General features: G+C 74.6%; 20 protein-coding genes. 15 read left to right on the top strand and 5 right to left on the bottom strand.

The features are described from left to right. The 4 genes from KPL60_RS22255 to KPL60_RS22240 all read left to right on the top strand — a co-directional run. Positions 1 to 520: pyridoxamine 5'-phosphate oxidase family protein (locus KPL60_RS22255; RefSeq protein WP_226367091.1), on the top strand; the 520-nt coding region annotated here is incomplete at its 5' end. A gap of 216 nt (positions 521 to 736) precedes the next feature. Next, the gene (locus KPL60_RS22250; RefSeq protein WP_255656389.1) at positions 737 to 2,296 is read left to right on the top strand and encodes a Re/Si-specific NAD(P)(+) transhydrogenase subunit alpha; all 1,560 of its coding nucleotides are present in this window, start codon (positions 737 to 739) and stop codon (positions 2,294 to 2,296) included. 3 nt (positions 2,297 to 2,299) lie between these two features. After that, positions 2,300 to 3,709, top strand: coding sequence for a Re/Si-specific NAD(P)(+) transhydrogenase subunit beta (gene pntB / locus KPL60_RS22245; RefSeq protein WP_226355426.1), 1,410 nt, complete (start codon positions 2,300 to 2,302; stop codon positions 3,707 to 3,709). 94 nt (positions 3,710 to 3,803) lie between these two features. Continuing rightward, positions 3,804 to 3,953, top strand: coding sequence for a hypothetical protein (locus tag KPL60_RS22240; protein WP_157818481.1), 150 nt, complete (start codon positions 3,804 to 3,806; stop codon positions 3,951 to 3,953). Positions 3,954 to 4,072: 119 nt separating this feature from the next. On the opposite strand, the gene KPL60_RS22235 is transcribed toward KPL60_RS22240, so the two are convergent. Further along, positions 4,073 to 4,504, bottom strand: a complete 432-nt coding sequence (locus KPL60_RS22235; protein WP_226367090.1) for an ATP-binding protein — start codon at positions 4,502 to 4,504, stop codon at positions 4,073 to 4,075. 156 nt (positions 4,505 to 4,660) lie between these two features. Here KPL60_RS22235 and KPL60_RS22230 point away from each other — a divergent pair, with 156 nt between their 5' ends. The 7 genes from KPL60_RS22230 (at position 4,661) to KPL60_RS22200 (ending at position 10,127) form a co-directional block, all read left to right on the top strand. After that, positions 4,661 to 5,584: an RNA polymerase sigma factor SigF gene (locus tag KPL60_RS22230; RefSeq protein ID WP_226367089.1), complete on the top strand. Its 924-nt coding sequence runs from the start codon at positions 4,661 to 4,663 to the stop codon at positions 5,582 to 5,584. Positions 5,585 to 5,875: 291 nt separating this feature from the next. Beyond that, positions 5,876 to 6,580, top strand: a complete 705-nt coding sequence (locus tag KPL60_RS22225) for a hypothetical protein (RefSeq protein ID WP_226367088.1) — start codon at positions 5,876 to 5,878, stop codon at positions 6,578 to 6,580. Between the two features lie 128 nt (positions 6,581 to 6,708). Next, positions 6,709 to 7,425, top strand: coding sequence for an energy-coupling factor ABC transporter permease (locus KPL60_RS22220; protein ID WP_226355430.1), 717 nt, complete (start codon positions 6,709 to 6,711; stop codon positions 7,423 to 7,425). Beyond that, positions 7,422 to 7,712, top strand: coding sequence for an energy-coupling factor ABC transporter substrate-binding protein (locus KPL60_RS22215; RefSeq protein ID WP_226355431.1), 291 nt, complete (start codon positions 7,422 to 7,424; stop codon positions 7,710 to 7,712). The genes KPL60_RS22220 and KPL60_RS22215 overlap by 4 nt, the downstream gene beginning before the upstream one ends. Continuing rightward, positions 7,712 to 8,443, top strand: a complete 732-nt coding sequence (gene cbiQ, locus KPL60_RS22210) for a cobalt ECF transporter T component CbiQ (protein WP_226355432.1) — start codon at positions 7,712 to 7,714, stop codon at positions 8,441 to 8,443. Before KPL60_RS22215 ends, cbiQ begins: the two co-directional genes overlap by 1 nt. Next, positions 8,440 to 9,288, top strand: a complete 849-nt coding sequence (locus KPL60_RS22205) for an energy-coupling factor ABC transporter ATP-binding protein (protein ID WP_226355433.1) — start codon at positions 8,440 to 8,442, stop codon at positions 9,286 to 9,288. The genes cbiQ and KPL60_RS22205 overlap by 4 nt, the downstream gene beginning before the upstream one ends. 5 nt (positions 9,289 to 9,293) lie before the next feature. Continuing rightward, a complete protein-coding gene (locus KPL60_RS22200) occupies positions 9,294 to 10,127 on the top strand; it encodes an SAM-dependent methyltransferase (protein WP_226366898.1) in 834 nt (277 codons plus the stop codon). Positions 10,128 to 10,133: 6 nt separating this feature from the next. On the opposite strand, the gene KPL60_RS22195 is transcribed toward KPL60_RS22200, so the two are convergent. Continuing rightward, positions 10,134 to 10,949 carry a crotonase/enoyl-CoA hydratase family protein gene (locus tag KPL60_RS22195; protein ID WP_226355435.1) on the bottom strand — a complete coding sequence of 272 codons (816 nt, stop codon included), beginning with the start codon at positions 10,947 to 10,949 and terminating at the stop codon, positions 10,134 to 10,136. A gap of 79 nt (positions 10,950 to 11,028) precedes the next feature. Between KPL60_RS22195 and KPL60_RS22190 the strand changes: the two genes are divergently transcribed. After that, complete coding sequence (locus KPL60_RS22190) at positions 11,029 to 12,258, top strand: MFS transporter (RefSeq protein WP_226366897.1); 1,230 nt, start codon at positions 11,029 to 11,031, stop codon at positions 12,256 to 12,258. Positions 12,259 to 12,267: 9 nt separating this feature from the next. After that, the gene (locus tag KPL60_RS22185; protein ID WP_226366896.1) at positions 12,268 to 13,056 is read left to right on the top strand and encodes an RNA methyltransferase; all 789 of its coding nucleotides are present in this window, start codon (positions 12,268 to 12,270) and stop codon (positions 13,054 to 13,056) included. Here the strand turns inward: KPL60_RS22185 and KPL60_RS22180 are convergent. Both KPL60_RS22180 and KPL60_RS22175 read right to left on the bottom strand, forming a co-directional pair. Continuing rightward, positions 13,044 to 14,630, bottom strand: coding sequence for an AMP-binding protein (locus KPL60_RS22180; RefSeq protein ID WP_226366895.1), 1,587 nt, complete (start codon positions 14,628 to 14,630; stop codon positions 13,044 to 13,046). The two genes, KPL60_RS22185 and KPL60_RS22180, sit on opposite strands and share 13 nt — an antisense overlap. Before the next feature lie 113 nt (positions 14,631 to 14,743). Then, complete coding sequence (locus KPL60_RS22175; protein WP_226366894.1) at positions 14,744 to 15,952, bottom strand: MFS transporter; 1,209 nt, start codon at positions 15,950 to 15,952, stop codon at positions 14,744 to 14,746. Positions 15,953 to 15,997: 45 nt separating this feature from the next. Here KPL60_RS22175 and KPL60_RS22170 point away from each other — a divergent pair, with 45 nt between their 5' ends. Continuing rightward, positions 15,998 to 17,203 (top strand): ROK family transcriptional regulator, encoded by a 1,206-nt coding sequence (locus tag KPL60_RS22170; protein ID WP_226366893.1) that lies wholly within the window; start codon positions 15,998 to 16,000, stop codon positions 17,201 to 17,203. A 10-nt stretch (positions 17,204 to 17,213) separates the two neighbouring features. Here the strand turns inward: KPL60_RS22170 and KPL60_RS22165 are convergent, their stop codons facing one another. Continuing rightward, positions 17,214 to 18,956 (bottom strand): pyruvate dehydrogenase, encoded by a 1,743-nt coding sequence (locus KPL60_RS22165; protein WP_226367087.1) that lies wholly within the window; start codon positions 18,954 to 18,956, stop codon positions 17,214 to 17,216. A gap of 196 nt (positions 18,957 to 19,152) precedes the next feature. Here KPL60_RS22165 and KPL60_RS22160 point away from each other — a divergent pair, with 196 nt between their 5' ends. Continuing rightward, on the top strand, positions 19,153 to 19,308 hold the full coding sequence (locus KPL60_RS22160) for a hypothetical protein (RefSeq protein ID WP_178374212.1): 156 nt from the start codon (positions 19,153 to 19,155) through the stop codon (positions 19,306 to 19,308). Positions 19,309 to 19,489: the final 181 nt, after the last annotated feature.

Raw genomic sequence — 19,489 nt, 5'->3', positions numbered from 1 at the left:
CCACGTCGACGGCGGGGAGAACCGGATCCGGGCGGCGGCCGCCCGGGGCCACTACCGTGACGTCCGCGCCGACGGCCCCGCCGACGTCCACCGGATCCCCGGAAGGCTGCCCCATGAGCGCACCCCCGCCGTTGCCCGACGACCTGGTCGACCTCCTCCGGAGGGCGTCCCCGTGCTGGGTCGCCACGACCATGCCCGACGGTTCGCCCAGCTGACCCAGACCTGGTGCGACACCGACGGCGAGCACATCCTGATCAACACCGTGGAGACCCACCAGAAGGCCCGCAACCTCGCCCGCGACCCCCGGGTCTCGGTCGCCGTCGCCGATCCGGACCAGCCCATGCGCTACATCAGCGTGCGGGGGCGGTGCGTCGCGGCCACCACCGACGGTGCGGCCGAGCACATCGACCAGCTGTCGCAGAAGTACCTGGGCCGGCCGTACCCGGGCTTCGGCGGTGGGGCCGGGACGCGGCTGCTCCTGACCATCGTCGTCGACCGGATCGTGCATCCCGGGGGATGACCGGTCCCGGCCCGGGACGGTCGGCCCCTCCCGACGACGGGTCCGCACGCACGATCTTCGCGATACGCTCCCGCCCGGCACCGCCTGCCCGTACGAAGGGGTGGGATCCTGGCCTGTGACGCAGTCGTGACTGCACGCGCCCGGTTCCGGCATTACCTTCCGAAAGGCCCGCGACCGGCGCGAGCGACGACGCGCGCGCGAGATCGAGGAGAGTGCATGAGCGACAGCCCTGAGCCGTCGGGACCGGCGATGCGGATCGGCGTGGCCGCGGAGGCGGAGCCCGAGACCCGCGTGGCGATGAGCCCCGAGACCGTCGCGAAGGTCGTCGGTCTCGGCTACGCCGCCACCGTCGAGTCCGGGGCCGGTGCCCACGCCGGCTTCACCGACGAGGCCTACGCCGAGGCCGGTGCCGACGTCGTCGACGGTCCCGTGTGGGACAGCGACATCATCGTGATGATCAACCCGCCGGCGCCCGAGGAGATCGGCAAGCTGCGCGAGGGCTCGGTACTGATCGCCATGCTCGCGCCGCGCTTCGAGGCCGAGCGGACCGAGGCGCTCACCGCCCAGGGCGTCACCGCCCTGTCGATGGACGCGGTGCCGCGGATCTCGCGGGCCCAGTCGATGGACGTGCTGTCGTCGATGGCCAACATCGCGGGCTACCGGGCGGTGATCGAGGCGGCCCACGTGTTCGGCCGGTTCTTCACCGGTCAGGTCACCGCGGCGGGCAAGGTCCCGCCGGCGAAGGTGCTCGTGGCCGGGGCGGGCGTCGCCGGGCTCGCCGCCATCGCCGCGGCGAACAGCCTGGGCGCGGTCGTGCGGGCCACCGACCCGCGCTCCGAGGTCGCCGACCAGGTGCGGTCGCTCGGCGGCGAGTACCTGGCGGTCGAGGTGGAGCAGGAGGCCTCCACCGACGGCTACGCCAAGGCCACCTCGGCGGACTACGACAAGCGCGCGGCCGAGATCTACTCCGAGCAGGCCGCGGACTGCGACATCATCATCACCACCGCGCTGATCCCGGGGCGCCCCGCGCCGAAGCTGATCACCGCCGCGGACGTCGCGTCGATGCGCCCGGGCAGCGTGGTCGTCGACATGGCGGCCTCGCAGGGCGGCAACGTCGAGGGCTCGGTGGCCGGCGAGGTCGTCGTCACCGACCACGGTGTGACGGTCGTCGGCTACACCGACCTGGCCGCCCGGCTGCCCGCGCAGGCGTCGCAGCTCTACGGCACGAACGTGCTCAACCTGCTCAAGCTCATGACCCCGGAGAAGGACGGGCGGCTCGCGCTCGACCTCGACGACACCGTCGTCCGCGGCATCACCACCGCGCACGCGGGGGAGACGCTCTGGCCGCCGCCCGAGGTGAAGGTGAGCGCGGCGCCCGCGACCCAGCCGGCCGAGGAGCCGAAGGAGAAGGAGCCGGAGAAGCCGCGGTCCCCGTACGCGGGGCTCGCCGCCGGGATCGTCGGCGCGCTGGCGCTGTTCGCGGTCACGGCGCTGGCCCCGGCCGAGCTCGCCGGGCACCTCACGGTGTTCGTGCTGGCGATCGTCATCGGCTTCTACGTCATCGGCAACGTGCACCACGCGCTGCACACGCCGCTGATGTCGGTCACGAACGCGATCTCCGGGATCATCGTCGTCGGCGCGATCCTGCAGATCGGCACCGGCGGCGACGCCCTGGTCATCGGGCTCGCCGCGGTCGCGGTGCTGCTCGCCGCCATCAACATCGTCGGTGGCTTCGCGGTGACCCGCCGCATGCTGCAGATGTTCACGAGGAGCTGAGCCGTGCAGACGTGGACCACTGCGGCGTACCTGATCGCCGCGATCCTGTTCGTGATCAGCCTCGCCGGGCTGTCGAGGCACGAGACCTCGCGCTCCGGGGTGCTGTTCGGCATCGCCGGCATGACGATCGCGCTGGTCGCCACGGCCGTCGTCGCGCTCGGCCAGGCGTCCGGGCTGGGCGTCGCCCTGCTGCTGGTCGCCGTCGTCGTCGGCGGGGCGATCGGGCTCTGGCGGGCCCGCGTCGTCGAGATGACGGGGATGCCCGAGCTCATCGCGCTCATGCACAGCTTCGTCGGCCTCGCCGCGGTGCTGGTGGGCTGGAACGGCTTCCTGGAGGTCGAGTCCGGTCACCTGCAGCTCGAGGGCTCGCTGCTGGGCATCCACCACGCCGAGGTCGCCGTCGGCGTCTTCATCGGTGCGGTGACCTTCACCGGCTCGGTGATCGCCTACCTGAAGCTGTCGGCGAAGATCAAGTCGGCGCCGCTGATGCTGCCCGGCAAGAACGTCCTCAACCTCGGCGCGCTCGTGGCGTTCGCGGTGCTGACGGTGTTCTTCGTCGTCTCGCCGCAGGTGTGGATCCTGGCCGTGCTCACGGTGCTGGCGCTGCTGCTCGGCCTGCACCTGGTCGCCTCGATCGGCGGCGGTGACATGCCGGTCGTGGTGTCGATGCTGAACTCGTACTCCGGCTGGGCCGCCGCGGCGGCGGGCTTCCTGCTCGGCAACGACCTGCTGATCATCACCGGCGCGCTCGTCGGGTCCTCCGGTGCCTACCTGTCCTACATCATGTGCAAGGCGATGAACCGGTCGTTCGTCTCGGTCATCGCCGGTGGCTTCGGGGCCACCTCCTCGGCGGCCGCCGCGGTGGAGGGCGAGCACCGCGAGGTCGACGCCGACGGCGTCGCCGAGCTGCTCGCGAACGCCGAGAGCGTCGTCATCACCCCCGGCTACGGCATGGCGGTCGCCCAGGCCCAGTACCCGGTGGCGGAGCTGACCCGCTCACTGCGCGACGCCGGCGTGAACGTGCGCTTCGGTGTCCACCCGGTCGCGGGGCGGCTCCCCGGGCACATGAACGTGCTGCTCGCCGAGGCCCAGGTGCCCTACGACATCGTCCTGGAGATGGACGAGATCAACGACGACCTCGCCGAGACCGACGTCGTGCTGGTCATCGGCGCCAACGACACGGTCAACCCGGCCGCGTCGGAGGACCCGGGCTCGCCGATCGCCGGGATGCCGGTGCTGCGGGTGTGGGACGCCAAGGACGTGATCGTGTTCAAGCGGTCGATGGCCACCGGCTACGCGGGCGTGCAGAACCCGCTGTTCTTCCGGGACAACACCCAGATGCTGTTCGGCGACGCCAAGGAGCGCGTGCAGGACATCCTGTCCTCGATCAAGAGCCTCGCGAAGTCGGGCTGACCGGCGGGCGACTTCACCCGGGCGGGGCGCAGGTGTTACCGAGCCGACTCCTGCGCTCCGCTTGCCCGGAACGTCCGGTGGGCACTCTGTGTCCATGAGTGAGAGCAGCACGCAGCACGCGAACACGACCTGGCCCCACCCCGAGAGCGAGCAGGCCCGCCACGACGGGCGCTACACCCCGGTCGCCCGTGCCGGGCACCGCGGACACCGGTCCGACGACCCGTCCACCTCCATGCGGGACTGACCACTCGCACCACCACGCCTGGTCCGCAGCCGGATCGGGCCCGATGAGAACCGGTCGCCGTCACCCGCCCTCGGGCGTGGGGTGCGGCGACCCTGTCGTCGCGGGGGTCCCCGGACCGGTCAGGACGCGGGGATGCAGAGCCCCGGACAGCGGCCGATCCGGCCCTGGAACGAGACGGTGGTCCCGTCGGGACCCGGCTCCACCCGTACGTCCTCCGCGACCGCCTCGATCATCCCGATGCCCCGTCCGCGGTGGCCGGGGTCGGTGGGCGGGTCGCGCCAGCGCCCGCGGTCGCTGACCTCCATCCGCACCCGGTACCCCTCGGCCTCACCGCGCAGCAGGACCGTCGGGGCCCCGTCCGAGCCCGCGGCCCCGTAGGCGTGCTCGATGCTGTTGGAGACGGCCTCGTTCACCGCGAGGACGAGATCCTGCACGGTCGGGCACTGTTCGTCGGTCCCGCACAGCGACGCGAGCCACCTCCCGGTCTCCCGGCGGGAGCGGCCTGCCGACCCGGGTTCGACGGGCAGCTCGACACGCAGAGTCGGGGACATGGGAGAGCAGTACCCACCAGGTCGCCGTGCAACTCATCGGAGTGACCGTCGATCGAAAGTCGACCAGGTCACGTGAAATTCGACGTGCGGGCCCGCGACACCCGGCCTACCGTCGGTCGGTGATGACAGTCGATCATCGCCGGCCGCGGAGACGGCATGGCTGAGCCGAGCAGCACGTACGCCGAGGGAGCCGAGGCGTCGCGCGCCGACGACACGGTGGGGGACCCGGTGGACGGCACGAGCGGCGACACCGCCGACGGCACGACCGGGCCCGCCCACGAGGCCGCGGACACCCGCCCCGACGAGTACGCCCACCTCCTCGCGCCCCTGCACGCCTTCGCCGCCGCCGACCCCGACGACCCGGAGCGGGAGCGGCTGCGCTCCGAGCTGGCGAGGGGCTTCCACCCGGTGGTCCGGCACATCGCCGGGCGCTACCGGCACCGCGGCGAGCCCGTCGAGGACCTGGAGCAGGTCGGCACGATCGGGCTGATCAACGCGCTGGACCGGTTCGACCCGGGCCAGGGCACCCCGTTCCTGGCCTACGCCGTCCCCACGATCACCGGGGAGATCCGCCGGTACTTCCGCGACCGCACCTGGTCGATGCGCGTGCCGCGGCGGCTCAAGGACATCCAGAGCCGCATGACCCGCGCCCAGGAGGAGCTGGCCTCGCGGCACGGCCGCGCCCCCAAGGTCTCCGAGCTCGCCGAGCACCTCGGCATCAGCCGCGAGGAGGTCATCGAGGGCCTGCAGGCCCAGGACTCCTACCGGTCGGACTCGCTCGACCAGCTCGTCGGCGACACCGACAACCCGCTCGGCGAGATCGTCGGGGGCATCGACGCCGGGATGGACGCGGTCGAGGCCCGCGAGTCGCTGCGACCCGCCCTGCGCAAGCTCCCCGAGCGGGAGCGGACCATCCTCATGCTGCGGTTCTTCGGCAACCAGACCCAGACCCAGATCGCCGCCCAGGTCGGGCTGTCGCAGATGCACGTGTCGCGGCTGCTCGCCCGGACCCTGGTGACCCTGCGCGGCCACCTCGCCGACGAGCAGACCCACCACGACGGGGTCCCCGAGGCCGGCTGACGCCCGCCCGCTACGACGACCGGGTGGCTGTGGTGGTCCGACCGGGGCAACCGGGCCGGTCCTGATCACCTCGCCGTCACCTGCGCGTTTCCCCACCGGCCTCCCGGGGCACCCTGTCGTGTTCCGCGCACGCCGTCGTCCGTCCACCGGGCCACGGTGTCGCGCACACCGAGACATTCAGCGAGACCGTCGTCCCGCGACCCGTCACCCGCACGTGCGCGGCCGGTCGGTGCTCCCACCGACCGGTACCGCGGCGTGCCGTCGGTCGCGACGACAGGAGAGGACCCGGGTATGGCCGTGCAGGAGAAGATGTTCGCCACCAAGCGTGACCGCAAGGAGGCGGAGCGGTCGTCGGCCGCGGCCGCCGGGCGCGCCGAGGTGGCGGCCGCCAAGGCGGAGCGGGCCGCCGCGAAGGCGCAGCAGGCCGCGCTGATCGCGGCCGGTGCCGCCGGCTCGGCCCAGGAGGCCGGGACGCCGGGCCCGTCGGCGAAGGACGCGAAGGCCGGGAAGAAGGCCGACGCGAAGAAGGGCAAGAAGGACAAGAAGGGCGGCCGGAAGGCCGTCGAGGCCGCGAAGGCCGACACGAAGAAGGCCCGCCGCGCGGAGGAGAAGGACGCCGAGAAGGCCGTCCGCGCCGCCGAGAAGGCCGAGAAGAAGGCCCGCAAGCAGGCGAAGGCCGAGCGTGCGGAGCAGGAGAAGGCCGCGGCCGCGGAGAAGAAGGCCGCCAAGAAGGCCAAGGCAGCGCGGCTGGAGAAGGTCGCCAAGCGCGACGCCGCCGCGAAGGCGGAGAAGAAGGCCCGCAGGCTGGCGAAGGAGCAGGTCGTCGCCGGCCGGCCGGGCAGCGGGGTCGGTACGCCCGAGACCACGCCCGCCGAGCGGGAGAACCGTCGTCGCGAGGCCGAGCAGGAGGCGGGCCGGCTCGCCGCCGCGGCCGAGCACAAGGCCACCGCCGAGCGCCCCGCCGAGGTGCACCACACCAACGGCCTGCGCCTCTGACGGCACACCGCAGCCACCGGTGACGCCCGGGCCCGGCCGGGTCCGGGCGTCGCCGTGTGTCAGGGCCTGCACACCTGACCGGATGTTCAGGCTTGCACGATCGAATGACGTGGCCGTAGCGTTCGCCCGTGCACATCGCCGAGGGCTATCTGCCGCCGCTGCACGCGGCGGCCTGGACCGTCGTCGCCGCGCCGTTCGTCGTGCACGGCGCCCGCGCCGTGGTGCGCCGCGTGCGGGAGGACCCGGACACCAAGCTGCTGCTCGCCGCGGCGGGCGCGTTCACCTTCGTCCTCTCGGCGCTGAAGATCCCGTCGGTGACCGGGTCGTCGTCGCACCCGACCGGGACCGGGCTGGGCGCGGTGCTGTTCCGACCACCGGTGATGGCCCTGCTCGGGACGGTGGTGCTGTTCTTCCAGGCCGTCCTGCTCGCCCACGGCGGGCTCACCACGCTCGGCGCCAACGCCTTCTCGATGGCGATCGCCGGGCCGTGGATCGCCTACGGCGCCTACGTCGTGGTCCGCAGGCTCGGGGGCTCGCTGGGACCCGCGGTGTTCGCCGCGGCCTTCCTCGGTGACCTCGGCACCTACACGATCACCAGCGCGCAGCTCGCGCTTGCGTTCCCCGACCCCACCTCCGGGTTCGGCGGAGCGTTCGTCACCTTCGCCTCGATCTTCTCGATCACGCAGATCCCGCTGGCCGTGGCCGAGGGGCTGCTGACGGTGCTCGTCGTGCGGCTGCTCGTGCGCATCACCCCGGACGAGCTGCGCCGCCTCGGCGTGCTGCGCCCGGCGACCACCGCCGCGACCGGTCCCACCGCCACCACCGAGAAGGAGGCGTCGGCGTGAGCCGCTCGACCGTCGTGAACATCCTGCTGGTCGTCGCCGTCGTCGCGTTGTTCGCGGTGCCGGTGCTGTTCGTGCCCGGCGAGTACGCCGGGTCCGACGGCCAGGCGGGCGAGGCCATCGAGGCCACCGGCTACGAGCCGTGGTTCAGCCCGGTGTGGGAGCCGCCGTCGGGCGAGATCGAGTCCGGCATCTTCGCGATGCAGGCCGCGGCCGGCGCGGGCGTGCTCGGCTACTGCATCGGCGTCGCCCGCACCCGCAGCCGGGAGAAGGCCGCCCGGCAGACCTGATGCTGCTGATCGACGAGACCGCCCACGCCAACCGCTGGCGGTCCCGGCACCCGGGGGAGAAGGCGTTCCTCGCCCTGGGGCTGCTGCTGCTCGCCGTCGCGCTCCCGCCGTGGCCGGGGGCCGTGCTGACCGGTGCCGCGGCGCTGGCGCTGCTGCTGGCCGGGGCCCGGGTGCCGTGGCGGACCGCGCTGCGGCTGCTCGCGCTGCCCCTCGGGTTCGTGATCGTGGGGGCGCTGCCCCTGCTGGTGACCGTGGGCGGGGACCCCTGGCTCGCGCTCGCGTCGGGCGGGCCGGCCCGGGCGGCCGCGCTCGTCGGACGCTCGCTGGCGGCGGTGTCCTGCCTGATCCTCTTCGCCGCGACGACGCCGCTCGCCGACACCCTGCCCCGGCTGCGGTGGGTGCCGCCGGCCGTCCTGGAGATCACCCTGCTCGTGTACCGGATGCTGTTCCTGCTGCTGGACTCGCTGACCGCGGTCCGGGAGGCCCAGTCCCTCCGGATGGGGTTCCGGACGCGGCGGACCACCTTCCGGTCGCTGGCCGGGCAGGGTGGGGCCGTGTTCGTCCGCGCCTTCGACCGTGCCCGCCGCCTCGAGGCCGGCCTCGCCTCCCGCGGCTACGACGGCTCGCTGCGCGTCCGGGTACCCGCCCGCACCGTCTCGCCCGCCTTCGTCGCGGCGAGCGCGGTGCTGCTCGTCGCCGTGCCGGTCCTGGCCCTGGTGGTCGTCCCGTGACCGCGGTCCTGGAGGCCCGCGGGCTGGTCTTCGCCTACCCGGACGGGCCGGTCGTGCTCGACGGGGCGGACCTCGTCGTCGACCCGGGGCGCAGGCTCGCGGTGCTCGGCCCCAACGGCGGCGGCAAGACCACCCTGTTCCGGCTGCTGCTCGGGCTGCTCGCCCCGTCGGCCGGGCAGGTCCTGCTCGACGGCGAGCCGGTCCGCCGCACCCGCCGCGGGCTGGTGCGGCTGCGCGAGTCCGCCCAGCTCGTCCTGCAGGACCCCGACGACCAGCTGTTCTCCGCCGACGTCGCGCAGGACGTGTCGTTCGGCCCGCTGAACCTCGGTCTCGACGAGGCCGAGGTCGACGCCCGGGTGCACGAGGCGCTGTCCGCCGTCGGCGTCGCCGACCTCGCCGACCGGCCGACGCACCGGCTGTCGTTCGGGCAGCGCAAGCGGGTCGCTATCGCCGGGGCCCTCGCCGTCCGGCCCCGGGTGCTGGTGCTCGACGAGCCGACCGCGGGCCTGGACCCGGCCGGGGTGGAGGAGCTCGTCGTCGTGCTGGCGGACCTGCAGCGCGCCGGGACCGCGGTCGTGCTGTCCACACACGACGTCGACCTCGCCCACCGCTGGGCCGACGACGTCGCCGTCGTCGCGCGCGGGCGGGTCCGGCGCGGCCCGGCCGCGGAGATCCTCGGCGATGCCGCGCTGCTCGCCGACGCCCGGCTCGGTCCGGCCTGGGCACCCGCGGTCGCGCGGCTGCTCGCGCTGGCGGGGCACCCCGGCGTGGCCCCCGGCACGGCGGCGGAGCTGCACGATGTCCTATCGGGACTTGCGACCCGGGAGACACCGGCGAGAGGGTGACGCCCATGACCACCCCGGAGCCCGTGCCCGACCCGGTGGACGAGATCGACCTGTCGCTCCCCAACCCGGCCCGCGTCTACGACTACATGCTCGGCGGCGCCCACAACTTCGCCACCGACCGCGAGTTCGCCGAGCGTGTGCTCGCCGTGCTCCCGGACACGCGGGAGCTCGCGCTCGCCAACCGGGCCTTCCTCGGCCGGGCCGTGCGGGCCTGCCTAGACCGCGGGCTGCGCCAGTTCCTCGACCTCGGCTCCGGCATCCCCACCGCCGAGCCGGTGCACGAGATCGCCCACCGCGCCGACCCGGCGGCGCGCGTCGCCTATGTCGACGTCGAGCCGGTCTCGGTCGCGATGAGCCGCCAGATCCTGACCGGTGTGGACGGTGCCTCGATCACCGCCGCCGACCTCACCGACGCCGAGGCCGTGCTCGCCGCGCCGGGTGTGGCGGGCCTGCTCGACCCGGCCGAGCCGGTCGCCGTGCTCGCGGTGTCGGTGCTGCACTTCGTCCGCGACGACGACCTGCTCGGCGCCCTGTTCGACCGCTACGTGACGGCGTTCGGGCCCGGCAGCATGCTCGTCGTGTCCCACGGCAGCACCGACGTCGACGACCCGCACACCGCCGAGCGGATGCGCACCATCGAGCGGTTCACCCGGGACACCGCGCAGCCGGCGCGGTCCCGGGACCGCGCCCTGCTGCGCAGGCTGCTCGTCGACCGGCCCGGGCACCGGCTGGAGCTGCTGGAACCGGGCCTGGTCGACGTCAGCGACTGGCAGGCCGAGGACGGGCAGCCGCCCGCCGGGATGTACGCGGTCGTCGGGGAGGTCGTCCCGCGACGGTAGGCCGGGTCAGTCCCGGTAGACGCCCTGGCGCTTCTCCATGAACGCGCTGACGGCCTCGGTCAGGTCGGCCGAGACCAGCTGGCCGCCGTTCCAGGTGGCGATCTGGTCGAGCCCGTCGGCGACCGAGTGGTCGCGGGCGTAGGTGATCGCGTGCTTGGTGCCGCGCAGCGCCAGCGGCGACTTCGCGGCCAGCGACGCGGCCAGCTCGGCGACGCCCGCCTCGAGGGCGTCGGCGTCGGGGTACACGCCGTTGACCAGGCGCAGCTCCTTCGCCTCGGTGCCCGACACCGGCCGGCAGGTGTAGGCCATCTCGCGGGCCACACCCTCGCCGACGATCCGCGGCAGCCGCTGCAGCACGCCGACGTCGGCGGCCAGGCCCATGTCGACCTCCTTCAGCACGAACGACGCGTCGGCGGTCGCGTAGCGCAGGTCGCAGGCGACGGCCAGGTCCAGGCCGGCCCCGATGCAGACGCCCTGGATCGCGGCGACGACCGGCTTCCGGCAGCGCTCGATCGCGGTGAGGCAGTCCTGCAGGTCGAGAATGGTGCGGCGCAGCGCGTCGGCGCCGTGCCCCATCGAGTCGTCCGACGCGGTCTCGCGCAGCCCGCCCAGCATCGACACGTCGATGCCCGAGCAGAAGTGCCGCCCGTTGCCGCTGATCACCACGACCCGCACGGCGGGGTCGGCGTCCAGCTCGCGCACCGCGTCGCGCAGCCCGAACCACATCGGCTCGTGCAGCGCGTTCGCCGCCTTCGGGCGGTCCAGGCGCAGTCGCGCGACCCCGTCCGCCACCTCGACCGCGATCCCCGTCGGTTCACCCATGTCGCGTCACTCCGTCCTCGTCGCCGGTCCTCGCTGCGGAGGCTACCGGTAGGTAACCCCCGGCTGGCAGGATGCGGCGGTGCGGCAGGGAGGCCGGGGGGACCGGACGTGGCTCGCGGCCTGCGGGCTGCTGTTCGCGACGGCGTTCGGCACGAACGTCCCGACCCCGCTGCTGCTGGTCTACCGGGCCGAGCTCGACCTGTCGGCGAGCACGCTCGCCGCGATCTTCGGGGTGTACGCGCTCGGGCTCGCACCGTCGCTGCTGCTGGGCGGGCCGGCGTCGGACCGGTTCGGGCGGGTGCGGGTGCTGCTGCCCGTCGCCGCCGGGGTCGCGGGGGCGTCGCTGCTGTTCCTCGGCGGGGCGTCGGCACTGTGGCTGCTGTTCGCGGCCCGGTTCCTGCAGGGGCTGGCGTCCGGTGCGGTGTTCTCGGTGGGCAGCGCCTGGCTGCAGGACCTCGCCGGGCCGGACGGCGCGCCGCGGGCCGCGCGGGCGGCGTCGGTCGCCCAGACCGCCGGCTTCTGCCTCGGGCCGCTGACCTCCGGGCTGCTCGCGACCTCCGGGCCGCTGCCGCTGGCCCTGCCCTACCTCGTGCACGTGGCCCTGCTGGTGGTGGCGGTCGCCGCGGTGCTCGCCACCGTCGGGACGGGGACCCGCCCGGCCGGGCCGCCGTCCCGCGGCCTGCTGCCCCGGCCGGGCCTGACCCCGGCCGCGCGGCGGGTGTTCGTGCGGGTGGTCGTGCCGACCGCGGTGTGCGTGTACGCGTTCCCGTCGGTCGCGGTGACCGTGCTGCCGCTGCTGCTGCCCGGGATCTCCGGTGCGGTCGCGTTCACCGGGCTGCTCGCCGCGCTGACCCTGGGCACCGGGACGCTGGTGCAGCCGTTCGCGCACCGCCTCGGCCGCCGCACCGGGCCCGCCGGGGCCGGGCTGGGCGCCCTCGGGGCCGCCGCCGCGACGCTCACCTCGCTGCTCGCGCCACCCGGACCGGCCGCCGTCGCGGGCGTCGCGGTGGCCGGGGTGCTGTTCGGCGCGGGTGGCGGGCTCTGCCTCAACGCCGGGCTCACCCGCGTCGGCCGGCTGGCGCCGGCGTCCGGGCGGGGCGCGGTGAACGGGCTGTTATACACCGCCGCCTACACCGGGTTCGCCGCGCCGTGGCTGGCCACCGCGTTCGTCGCGACGACGGCGCTCGCCGCCCCGCTGGCGGTGCTCGCCGTCGCGGCCGCGGTCACCGCCGGGTGGCTCGCGGTCCGCTCCGGGGACCCGGACCGGGCACCCGGTCCCGGCCGGTCCCCGGAGGCCCCGCCGTCCTAGGCTCGTCGGGTGCCCGACCTGACCAGCACCGCCAACCCGCGTGTCAAGAACCTGGTCCGGCTGCGCACCCGCCGCCACCGCGACGCCGCGGGCGTCACCGTGATCGAGGGGCACGACGAGCTGGCGCTCGCGCTCGACGCCGGCGTGGAGCCGACCGAGGTGTACTGGGCGCCGGACCTCGTGCGGTCGGACGCGCTGCTGGCCCGGATGCCGTCGGCGCGGGTGTTCTCGGTGACCCGCGAGGTGTTCGCCCGGATCGCCTACCGCGAGTCCCCGGACGGCTGGCTCGCCGTCGCCCCGGCCCCCGGCCGCCCGCTCGACGAGCTGGACCTCGGCCCGGACCCGCTCGTGCTCGTCGCCGAGGGCGTCGAGAAGCCCGGCAACGTCGGGGCGATGCTGCGCACCGCCGAGGCGTGCGGGGTGGACGCCGTGGTCATCGCGACCCCGGAGCGCGGCGGCACCGACTTCGCCAACCCCAACGTGGTGCGGGCGTCGAAGGGGACGGTGTTCGCGGTGCCGGTCGCGTCCGCGTCCACCACCGAGGTCCTCGACTGGCTCGACCGGCGCGGCATCGCCACCCTCGTCACCACCCCGGCCGGGACGACCGGGCTCGCCGGCGCCGACCTGACCGGGCCGACCGCGCTGGTCATCGGGACCGAGGCCACCGGGGTGACCGACGCGTGGCTCGACCGGGCCGACGCCACGGTGGTCATCCCGATGCGCGGGCGGGTCAACTCGCTCAACGCCTCGATCGCCGCGGCCGTGGTGCTCTACGAGGCGGTCCGTCAGCGCGGCTGACCGGCGAGCTCGGCGCGCAGCCGCTTCTTGTCGGTCTTGCCGATCCCGGTCAGCGGGATCCGCTCGACGAACTCCACGGTGTCCGGCACGTACATCGCGCCGGCGCGGTCGGCGACCAGGCCGGTCAGCTCGTCCGGGCTCGGCGCCGGGGAGTCGGTGACGACGGCGGCGTGCACGGTCTCGGTGCCGTCGTCGTCGGGCACCCCGAAGACCGCGGCGTGCCGGACGGCCGGGTGCTCCATGAGCAGGTCCTCCAGCTCGGAGGTGTACACGTGCCCGCCCACGACGACGATCATGTCCTTGACCCGGTCGAGCAGGTGCAGGTAGCCGTCGGCGTCCTGGCGGGCGACGTCGCCGGTCCGCACCCACCCGTCGACGACGGTGGCGGCGGTCAGCTCCGGCTGCTTCCAGTAGCCGTCCATCTCCATGCCGGTGTGCACCCACAGCTCACCGCGCCCGCCCGGGGCGACGGGGCGGCCGTCGGCGTCGGTGATCGCGATCGTGGTGGTGGGGATCGGCCGCCCGACGGTGCCGAGCAGGTCGGGGTTCCGGTGCTCCTCGGCGGTGAGCACGCTGATCCCGCCGGCCTCGGTCTGGCCGTAGAACTGGGTGAACACCGGGCCGATCCGGCGCAGCGCCTCGGCGATGCGCCGCGGGTTGGCGGGGGCGCCGCCGTAGACCAGCGACCGCAGCGACGACAGGTCGGTCCGGTCCAGGTCGGGGTGGTCGAGCAGGCGGTAGATCAGCGGCGGCAGCAGGAAGCCGTGGGTGATGCGCTCCCGCTCGACGGCGGCGAGGTAGGCGCCGGGCTCGAAGTCGTCCTGCAGGACGACGGTGCCGCCGTCGGCCAGGGTGCGGTCGGCGAGCGCCCCGCCGACGTGGGCGACCGGCGTGGCGACGAGCAGGCGCGCGCCGGTGTCGCCGCTGCCGAACCCGCCTGCCCCGCGGCGCATCGCGGCACCGCGACGGTGGTGGTCGAAGGTGTAGGTGATGCCCTTCGGGTGGCCGGTGGTGCCGCCGGTGTGCCGGATCTGCTCGACGGCGTCCGGCCGGGCGCGGCCCAGGACCGGTGCGGTGGACGCCGTCGCGGCCTCGGCCGTCACGTCGGTGTCGGTGCCGTGCGGGCCGAGCCAGAGCACGTCGACGCCGGAGACCAGCGCGAGGACGGGCTCGGCGGCCGCCGCGGCGTCGGCGTCGACGAGGACGAGCGGCGCCTCGACGTCGTCGACGATGCGGGCCTGCGCGGCGGCGGACAGGCCCTCGTGCGGCTGGGCGATGCCGGCCCCGAGCAGCGTCACCGCGAGCCGCGCGACGATCGCCTCGGGCGTGTTCCCGGCCAGCAGCGCCACGACCCGGCCCGGCTCGACCCGGTCGTCGAGGGCGTGGGCGAGCCGGTGCACGGAGTCCACGAGCTCGCCCGCGGTGATCCTGCGGTCGCGGTGCACCAGGGCCTCGCGGCCGCGGTCGGCGGCGAGGGCGTCGAGGAGCTCCTCGACGTCGCTGTGCAGGGCGGTCCCGCTCTGCGTGGCGGTGTCGTTGCGCGGCGCGGTGGCGCGGTCCAGACCGGCGGACATGTCCGGGCTCCTCTCGACGGGATCGTTGTCTTACGCAACGATCAACTCGAGGGCAGGCTTCCCGGAGGTGATCTGATCGACACCTCTCGCTTGTGTGACCTGCCAGGCGGTCCTCAGGCGGCCAGGGCGAGCTCCTCGCGCCGCTCGGCGCGTTCCATCCGGACCGCCACCCCCAGTGCGGCCAGTCCCAGCAGCGGCAGGACGGTCGCGACCGCGGCGGGCGTGGTCCAGCCCCATCCGGCGGTCAGCACCAGGGCGCCCAGTGCGGCCCCGAGGGCGTTGGACACGTTGAACGCGGCGTGGTGCAGCGCCGCGCCCAGGGTCGGGCCCTCGCGACCGGCGTCCATCAGCCGGGTCGCCAGCGCCGGGGTGGTCGCGGTGGTGGTGAACGCCAGTGCGAACAGCGCCAGCAGGGCCAGCACCGGCGACGACGCCGTCACCGCGAACACGGCCATCGCGACCGCGGCCGAGGCGAGCCCGGCCGCGATCGTGCGCACCGGGGCGGCCTCGGCCAGCCGGCCGCCGACCTGGTTGCCCAGGGTCATGCCGACCCCGAACACCGCCAGTGCGAGCGGCACCGCGGAGACGGCCAGGCCGGACACCTCGGTGAGCACCGGGGTGATGTAGCTGTACACGGCGAACGAGCCGCCGAACCCGGTCGCGATGACCGCCATCGTGATCCAGACCTGGCCGCGGCGCAGCGCCGACAGCTCGCCCAGTACCGAGCCGCGGCGCTCGTCGCGGACGTCGGGGACCAGGCGCCAGACGGCCAGCATCGTGAGCGCCGCGACGGCGCCGACGGTCAGGTAGGCCGCGGGCCAGCCCGCGTTCTGCCCGAGCCAGGTCGCGCCCGGCACGCCGACGATGTTGGCGATCATCAGCCCGCTCATCACCGTCGCGATCGCCCGTGGCCGCCGCTCGCGGGGGACCAGGGAGGCGGCGAGCACCGAGGCGGTGCCGAAGTAGGCGCCGTGCGGCAGGCCGGCCAGGAACCGGGTGGCGACGAAGGTGCCGAAGGTCGGGGCGAACGCCGACGCCACGTTGGTCACCGCCAGCGCGCCCGCCAGGGCCAGGACGAGGTGCTTGCGGGGCCACCGCGCGCCGAGCACGGCGAGCACCGGCGCGCCGACGACGACGCCGAGCGCGTAGGCGCTGATGGCCGTGCCGGCCTGCGGCACGGTGGCGCCGAGGTCGGCGGCGAAGGCCGGCAGCAGACCCATCGAGGCGAACTCGGTGGTGCCGATGGCCAGACCGCCGAGGGCCATCGCGGCGAGCGCGGGCCCGGTGGTGGGAGACTGGGACGAGGTGAGAGCCTTTTTCATCGCGACACGAGGATAAATCTCGGGAGGCCGGAGGTGTCAAACCGGATGACGTCGATGTCGGCCGGTTCACGTTCCGGCACGGATGCGCCCGGGCGCGCCGAGACCGACCGCTGGCGCGCCACCGCCGAGGTCCTGGACGAGGTCCGCCGCGAACCCGGCCTCACCCGCGTCGAGCTCGCGCGGCGGCTGCGCCTGGCCAGCGGCTCGGCCACCGAGATCGCGGCCCGGCTGCGCGACCTCGGCTGGGTCACCGAGGAGCGCGCCCCCTGCGGCGGGCGCGGGCGGCCGACCACGACCCTGACGCCCAACCCGGACGGGCCGGGCGTCGTCGCCGTCGACGTGCGGTTCGAGGGCTGGCGGGCCGGGTTCGCCGGGCTCGACGGGACCCCGGTCGCGGTGCGCTCGGGGCGGCACCGCCGTCGCGACCCCGACGCCGTCGCCGCGGAGCTGGACGGGGTGGTGGCCGAGCTGGTGGCCGCCGCGGCCGGCCCGGTGGTGGCGGTGGGGATCGGGATCGCCGCGACCGTCGTCGACGAGCACATCGCCGAGGTCGGGGGCGGCCAGGGCTGGAGCCCACTGGACGTGCGCCGAATCGGCGCCGGGCTCGGCCTGCCGGTGCTGGTCGGCAACGACGCGAACCTCGCCGGTGTCGCCGAGGTCCGCGACGGCGCCGCCGCCGGTGCGCGCACCGCGCTGTTCGTGACCGTCGAGGTCGGCATCGGCGGTGCGCTGCTGCTCGACGGGCGCGCCCAGACCGGCGCCCGGGGCGCCGCGGGGGAGCTGGGGCACCTGCCGTTCGGCGAACCCGGTGCGGACTGCGTCTGCGGCGCCCGCGGCTGCTGGACGACCGGCGTCGACGGCCGGGCGCTCGCCGTGATGCTCGGCGAACCGCAGCCGGACGCGCCCTACACCTACACCCGCGCGGTCCTCGACCGCGCCGCCGCCGGGGAGCCCGGCCCGTCGGCGGCGGTGACCTCGGCGTCGGCGTCGCTGGCCCGCGGGATCGCCGGGCTGGTCAACGCGCACGACCCGGAGGTCGTCGTGCTGGCCGGGCTCGGGCCCGCGCTGCGGGCCGCGGCGCCGGAGGCGTTCGCCGTCGCCTACGACGCCGGGCTGATGGCCTTCCGCCGCGCCGTCGCGCCGCCGGTGCACGACGACGCGCACGGCGAGGACGGCGTGCTCCGGGGTGCCGCCGCGATCGCGCTGGACCACGCGGTCTCGGCCCCCGGGCTCGCCGCCCGCGCCGGCTGACCCGTCCCGCTCAGGGCCGGGGGATCGACCGCAGGTTGCTGCGCGCCAGCTCGACCATCTTCCCGACGCCGCCGTCGAGCACCGTGCGGGTCGCGGCGAGGGCGAACCCGCGGACCTGCGCGGCGGTGATGTGCGGCGGGATGGACAGCGCGTTCGGGTCGGTGCGCACGTCGACCAGGGCCGGGCCGCGGTGGTCCAGCGCCCGGCGCAGCGCGGCGCGCACGTCGGACGGGTCGTCGACGGCCTCGGCGTACAGCCCGGCGGCACGGGCGATCCCGGCCAGGTCGGCCGGGCCGTGGTCGGTCTGGAACGACGGGTAGCCCGCCACCATCATCTCCAGCCGGATCATGCCCAGCGACCCGTTGTTGAACGCGACGACGGTGAGCGGCAGGTCGTGCTCGGCCGCGGTCAGCAGCTCGCCGAGCAGCATCGTCAGCCCGCCGTCGCCGGACAGCGACACCACCTGCCGGTCCGGGTACGCGAACTGGGCGCCGATCGCGTGCGGCAGGGCGTTGGCCATCGTCCCGTGCCGGTAGGAGCCGATGATCCGGCGCCGGCCGTTGGGGGACAGGTAGCGCGCCGCCCACACGTTGCACATGCCGGTGTCGACGGTGGCGATGGCGTCGTCGGCCATCTCCTCGTCGAGGACCGCCGCGACGTGCTCGGGGTGGACGGGACGCAGGTCGGAGACCTTGCGGGTGTAGGCGCCCACCACCTTCTCCAGCGCCTCGGCGTGCCTGCGCAGCATCCGGTCCAGGAAGGAGCGGTCGGTCTTCTCCGCGATCCGCGGCAGCAGCGCGTCCAGGGTGGAGGCGGCGTCGCCGTGCACGCCCAGCTCCAGCAGCGTGCGACGCCCGAGGCGCGCGGGGTCGGTGTCGATCTGCACGGTCCGCGCCTGCGGCAGGAACGAGTCGTAGGGGAAGTCGGTGCCGATCAGGACGAGCAGGTCGGCCTCGTGCGTCGCCTCGTAGCAGGCGCCGTAGCCGAGCAGCCCGGACATGCCGACGTCGTGGGCGTTGTCGTACTGGATCCACTCCTTGCCGCGCAGCGAGTGGCCGATCGGCGCCTTCACCCGGTCGGCGAGGGCGAGCACCTGCTCGCGGGCGCGGGCGTGCTCGATCCCGGCGCCGACGAACAGCGTCACGGTGTCCGCGGCGTCGACGAGCCGGGCCAGCTCGGCCACCTGCTCCTCCGACGGCGCCACGACGCCGGTGGGCGGGGACAGGTGCGAGGTGCCGGTGTCGTTCGGGGCGTCGAGCGCGCTGACGTCGCCGGGCAGGACCAGCACCGCCACGTCGGACTCGGCGAGCGCGGTCTGCATCGCGATCCGCTGCATCCGGGGCATCTGCTCGGGCCGCGAGATCAGCTCGCAGTACGCCGAGCACTCGGTGAACAGCCGCTCCGGGTGGGTCTCCTGGAAGTAGCCGGTGCCGATCTGGACCGAGGGGATGTGCGAGGCGATCGCCAGCACCGGCGCACCGGTGCGGTGGGCGTCCATCAGGCCCTGGATCAGGTGGGTGTTGCCGGGGCCGCAGCTGCCGGCGCAGACCGCGAGCCGCCCGGTGAGCTGGGCCTCCGCGGCGGCCGCGAGCGCGGCGGCCTCCTCGTTGTGCACGTGCACCCACCGGATGCGACCGTCGCGGCGGATCGCGTCCGCGATCGGGTTGAGGCTGTCACCCACCAGGCCGTAGATCCGTTCGACGCCGGCCTGGTGCAGCAGCTCGATCATCTGGTCGGCCACGGTGCGGCCCATGTCGTCCTCCTCGCGCTCGGGTGCGAGGGCCGTGTTCCCCCTGTGGAGCCAGGTCGAACCGTTGCGGTGTGTGACGGTCCCCGCGCACCGTCCGGCGCACGGCAGGTCACGACTCGGGCATCGGAATCGATTCCCGCGCTGCGGAATCCCCCGGACGTGAGTACTTTCCCCTCACATTCCTGGGAGGGGACACGAAATGATCATTCTCGGTCTGATCCTGCTGCTGGTGGGGTATTTCACCAGCATCTCCATTCTCTACTACCTCGGTGGCCTGCTGGTCATCGTCGGTGTGGTCCTGTTGATCCTGGGAGCGATCGGACGGCCGGTGGGCGGGCGGAAGGCCTGGTTCTGACCGGGCCGGCCGGACCCGGCCGCGGGAATCCGCGGACCGGGTGACGGCCGGCGTCGTCGAATTCTCCGCGGGGGTGCGTGTCCGGGTGGACCGGAAACGCACCCCCGTGTGTGTCACGGCGAAAGGATCACCCGCGCGGCCGGATTCCGAGAATCGTCGCGGGCGGCCGCGGGGGAGGCCG

The sequence above is a fragment of the Pseudonocardia sp. ICBG162 genome, from assembly GCF_020496225.1.
GTDB lineage: Bacteria > Actinomycetota > Actinomycetes > Mycobacteriales > Pseudonocardiaceae > Pseudonocardia > Pseudonocardia alni.
Note: the sequence above shows the minus strand (reverse complement) of the source record. Positions and strands in the feature narration are given on the sequence as shown.

Coding starts and splice junctions, on each gene's coding strand:
- KPL60_RS22170 (WP_226366893.1), top strand. CDS start 15,998: ATGACGTCGATGTCGGCCGGTTCACGTTCCGGCACGGATGCGCCCGGG.
- KPL60_RS22165 (WP_226367087.1), bottom strand. CDS start 18,956: ATGGGCCGCACCGTGGCCGACCAGATGATCGAGCTGCTGCACCAGGCC.
- KPL60_RS22175 (WP_226366894.1), bottom strand. CDS start 15,952: ATGAAAAAGGCTCTCACCTCGTCCCAGTCTCCCACCACCGGGCCCGCG.
- KPL60_RS22240 (WP_157818481.1), top strand. CDS start 3,804: ATGAGTGAGAGCAGCACGCAGCACGCGAACACGACCTGGCCCCACCCC.
- KPL60_RS22225 (WP_226367088.1), top strand. CDS start 5,876: ATGGCCGTGCAGGAGAAGATGTTCGCCACCAAGCGTGACCGCAAGGAG.
- KPL60_RS22235 (WP_226367090.1), bottom strand. CDS start 4,504: ATGTCCCCGACTCTGCGTGTCGAGCTGCCCGTCGAACCCGGGTCGGCA.
- KPL60_RS22195 (WP_226355435.1), bottom strand. CDS start 10,949: ATGGGTGAACCGACGGGGATCGCGGTCGAGGTGGCGGACGGGGTCGCG.
- KPL60_RS22200 (WP_226366898.1), top strand. CDS start 9,294: ATGACCACCCCGGAGCCCGTGCCCGACCCGGTGGACGAGATCGACCTG.
- KPL60_RS22250 (WP_255656389.1), top strand. CDS start 737: ATGAGCGACAGCCCTGAGCCGTCGGGACCGGCGATGCGGATCGGCGTG.
- KPL60_RS22230 (WP_226367089.1), top strand. CDS start 4,661: ATGGCTGAGCCGAGCAGCACGTACGCCGAGGGAGCCGAGGCGTCGCGC.
- KPL60_RS22160 (WP_178374212.1), top strand. CDS start 19,153: ATGATCATTCTCGGTCTGATCCTGCTGCTGGTGGGGTATTTCACCAGC.
- KPL60_RS22180 (WP_226366895.1), bottom strand. CDS start 14,630: ATGTCCGCCGGTCTGGACCGCGCCACCGCGCCGCGCAACGACACCGCC.
- cbiQ (WP_226355432.1), top strand. CDS start 7,712: ATGCTGCTGATCGACGAGACCGCCCACGCCAACCGCTGGCGGTCCCGG.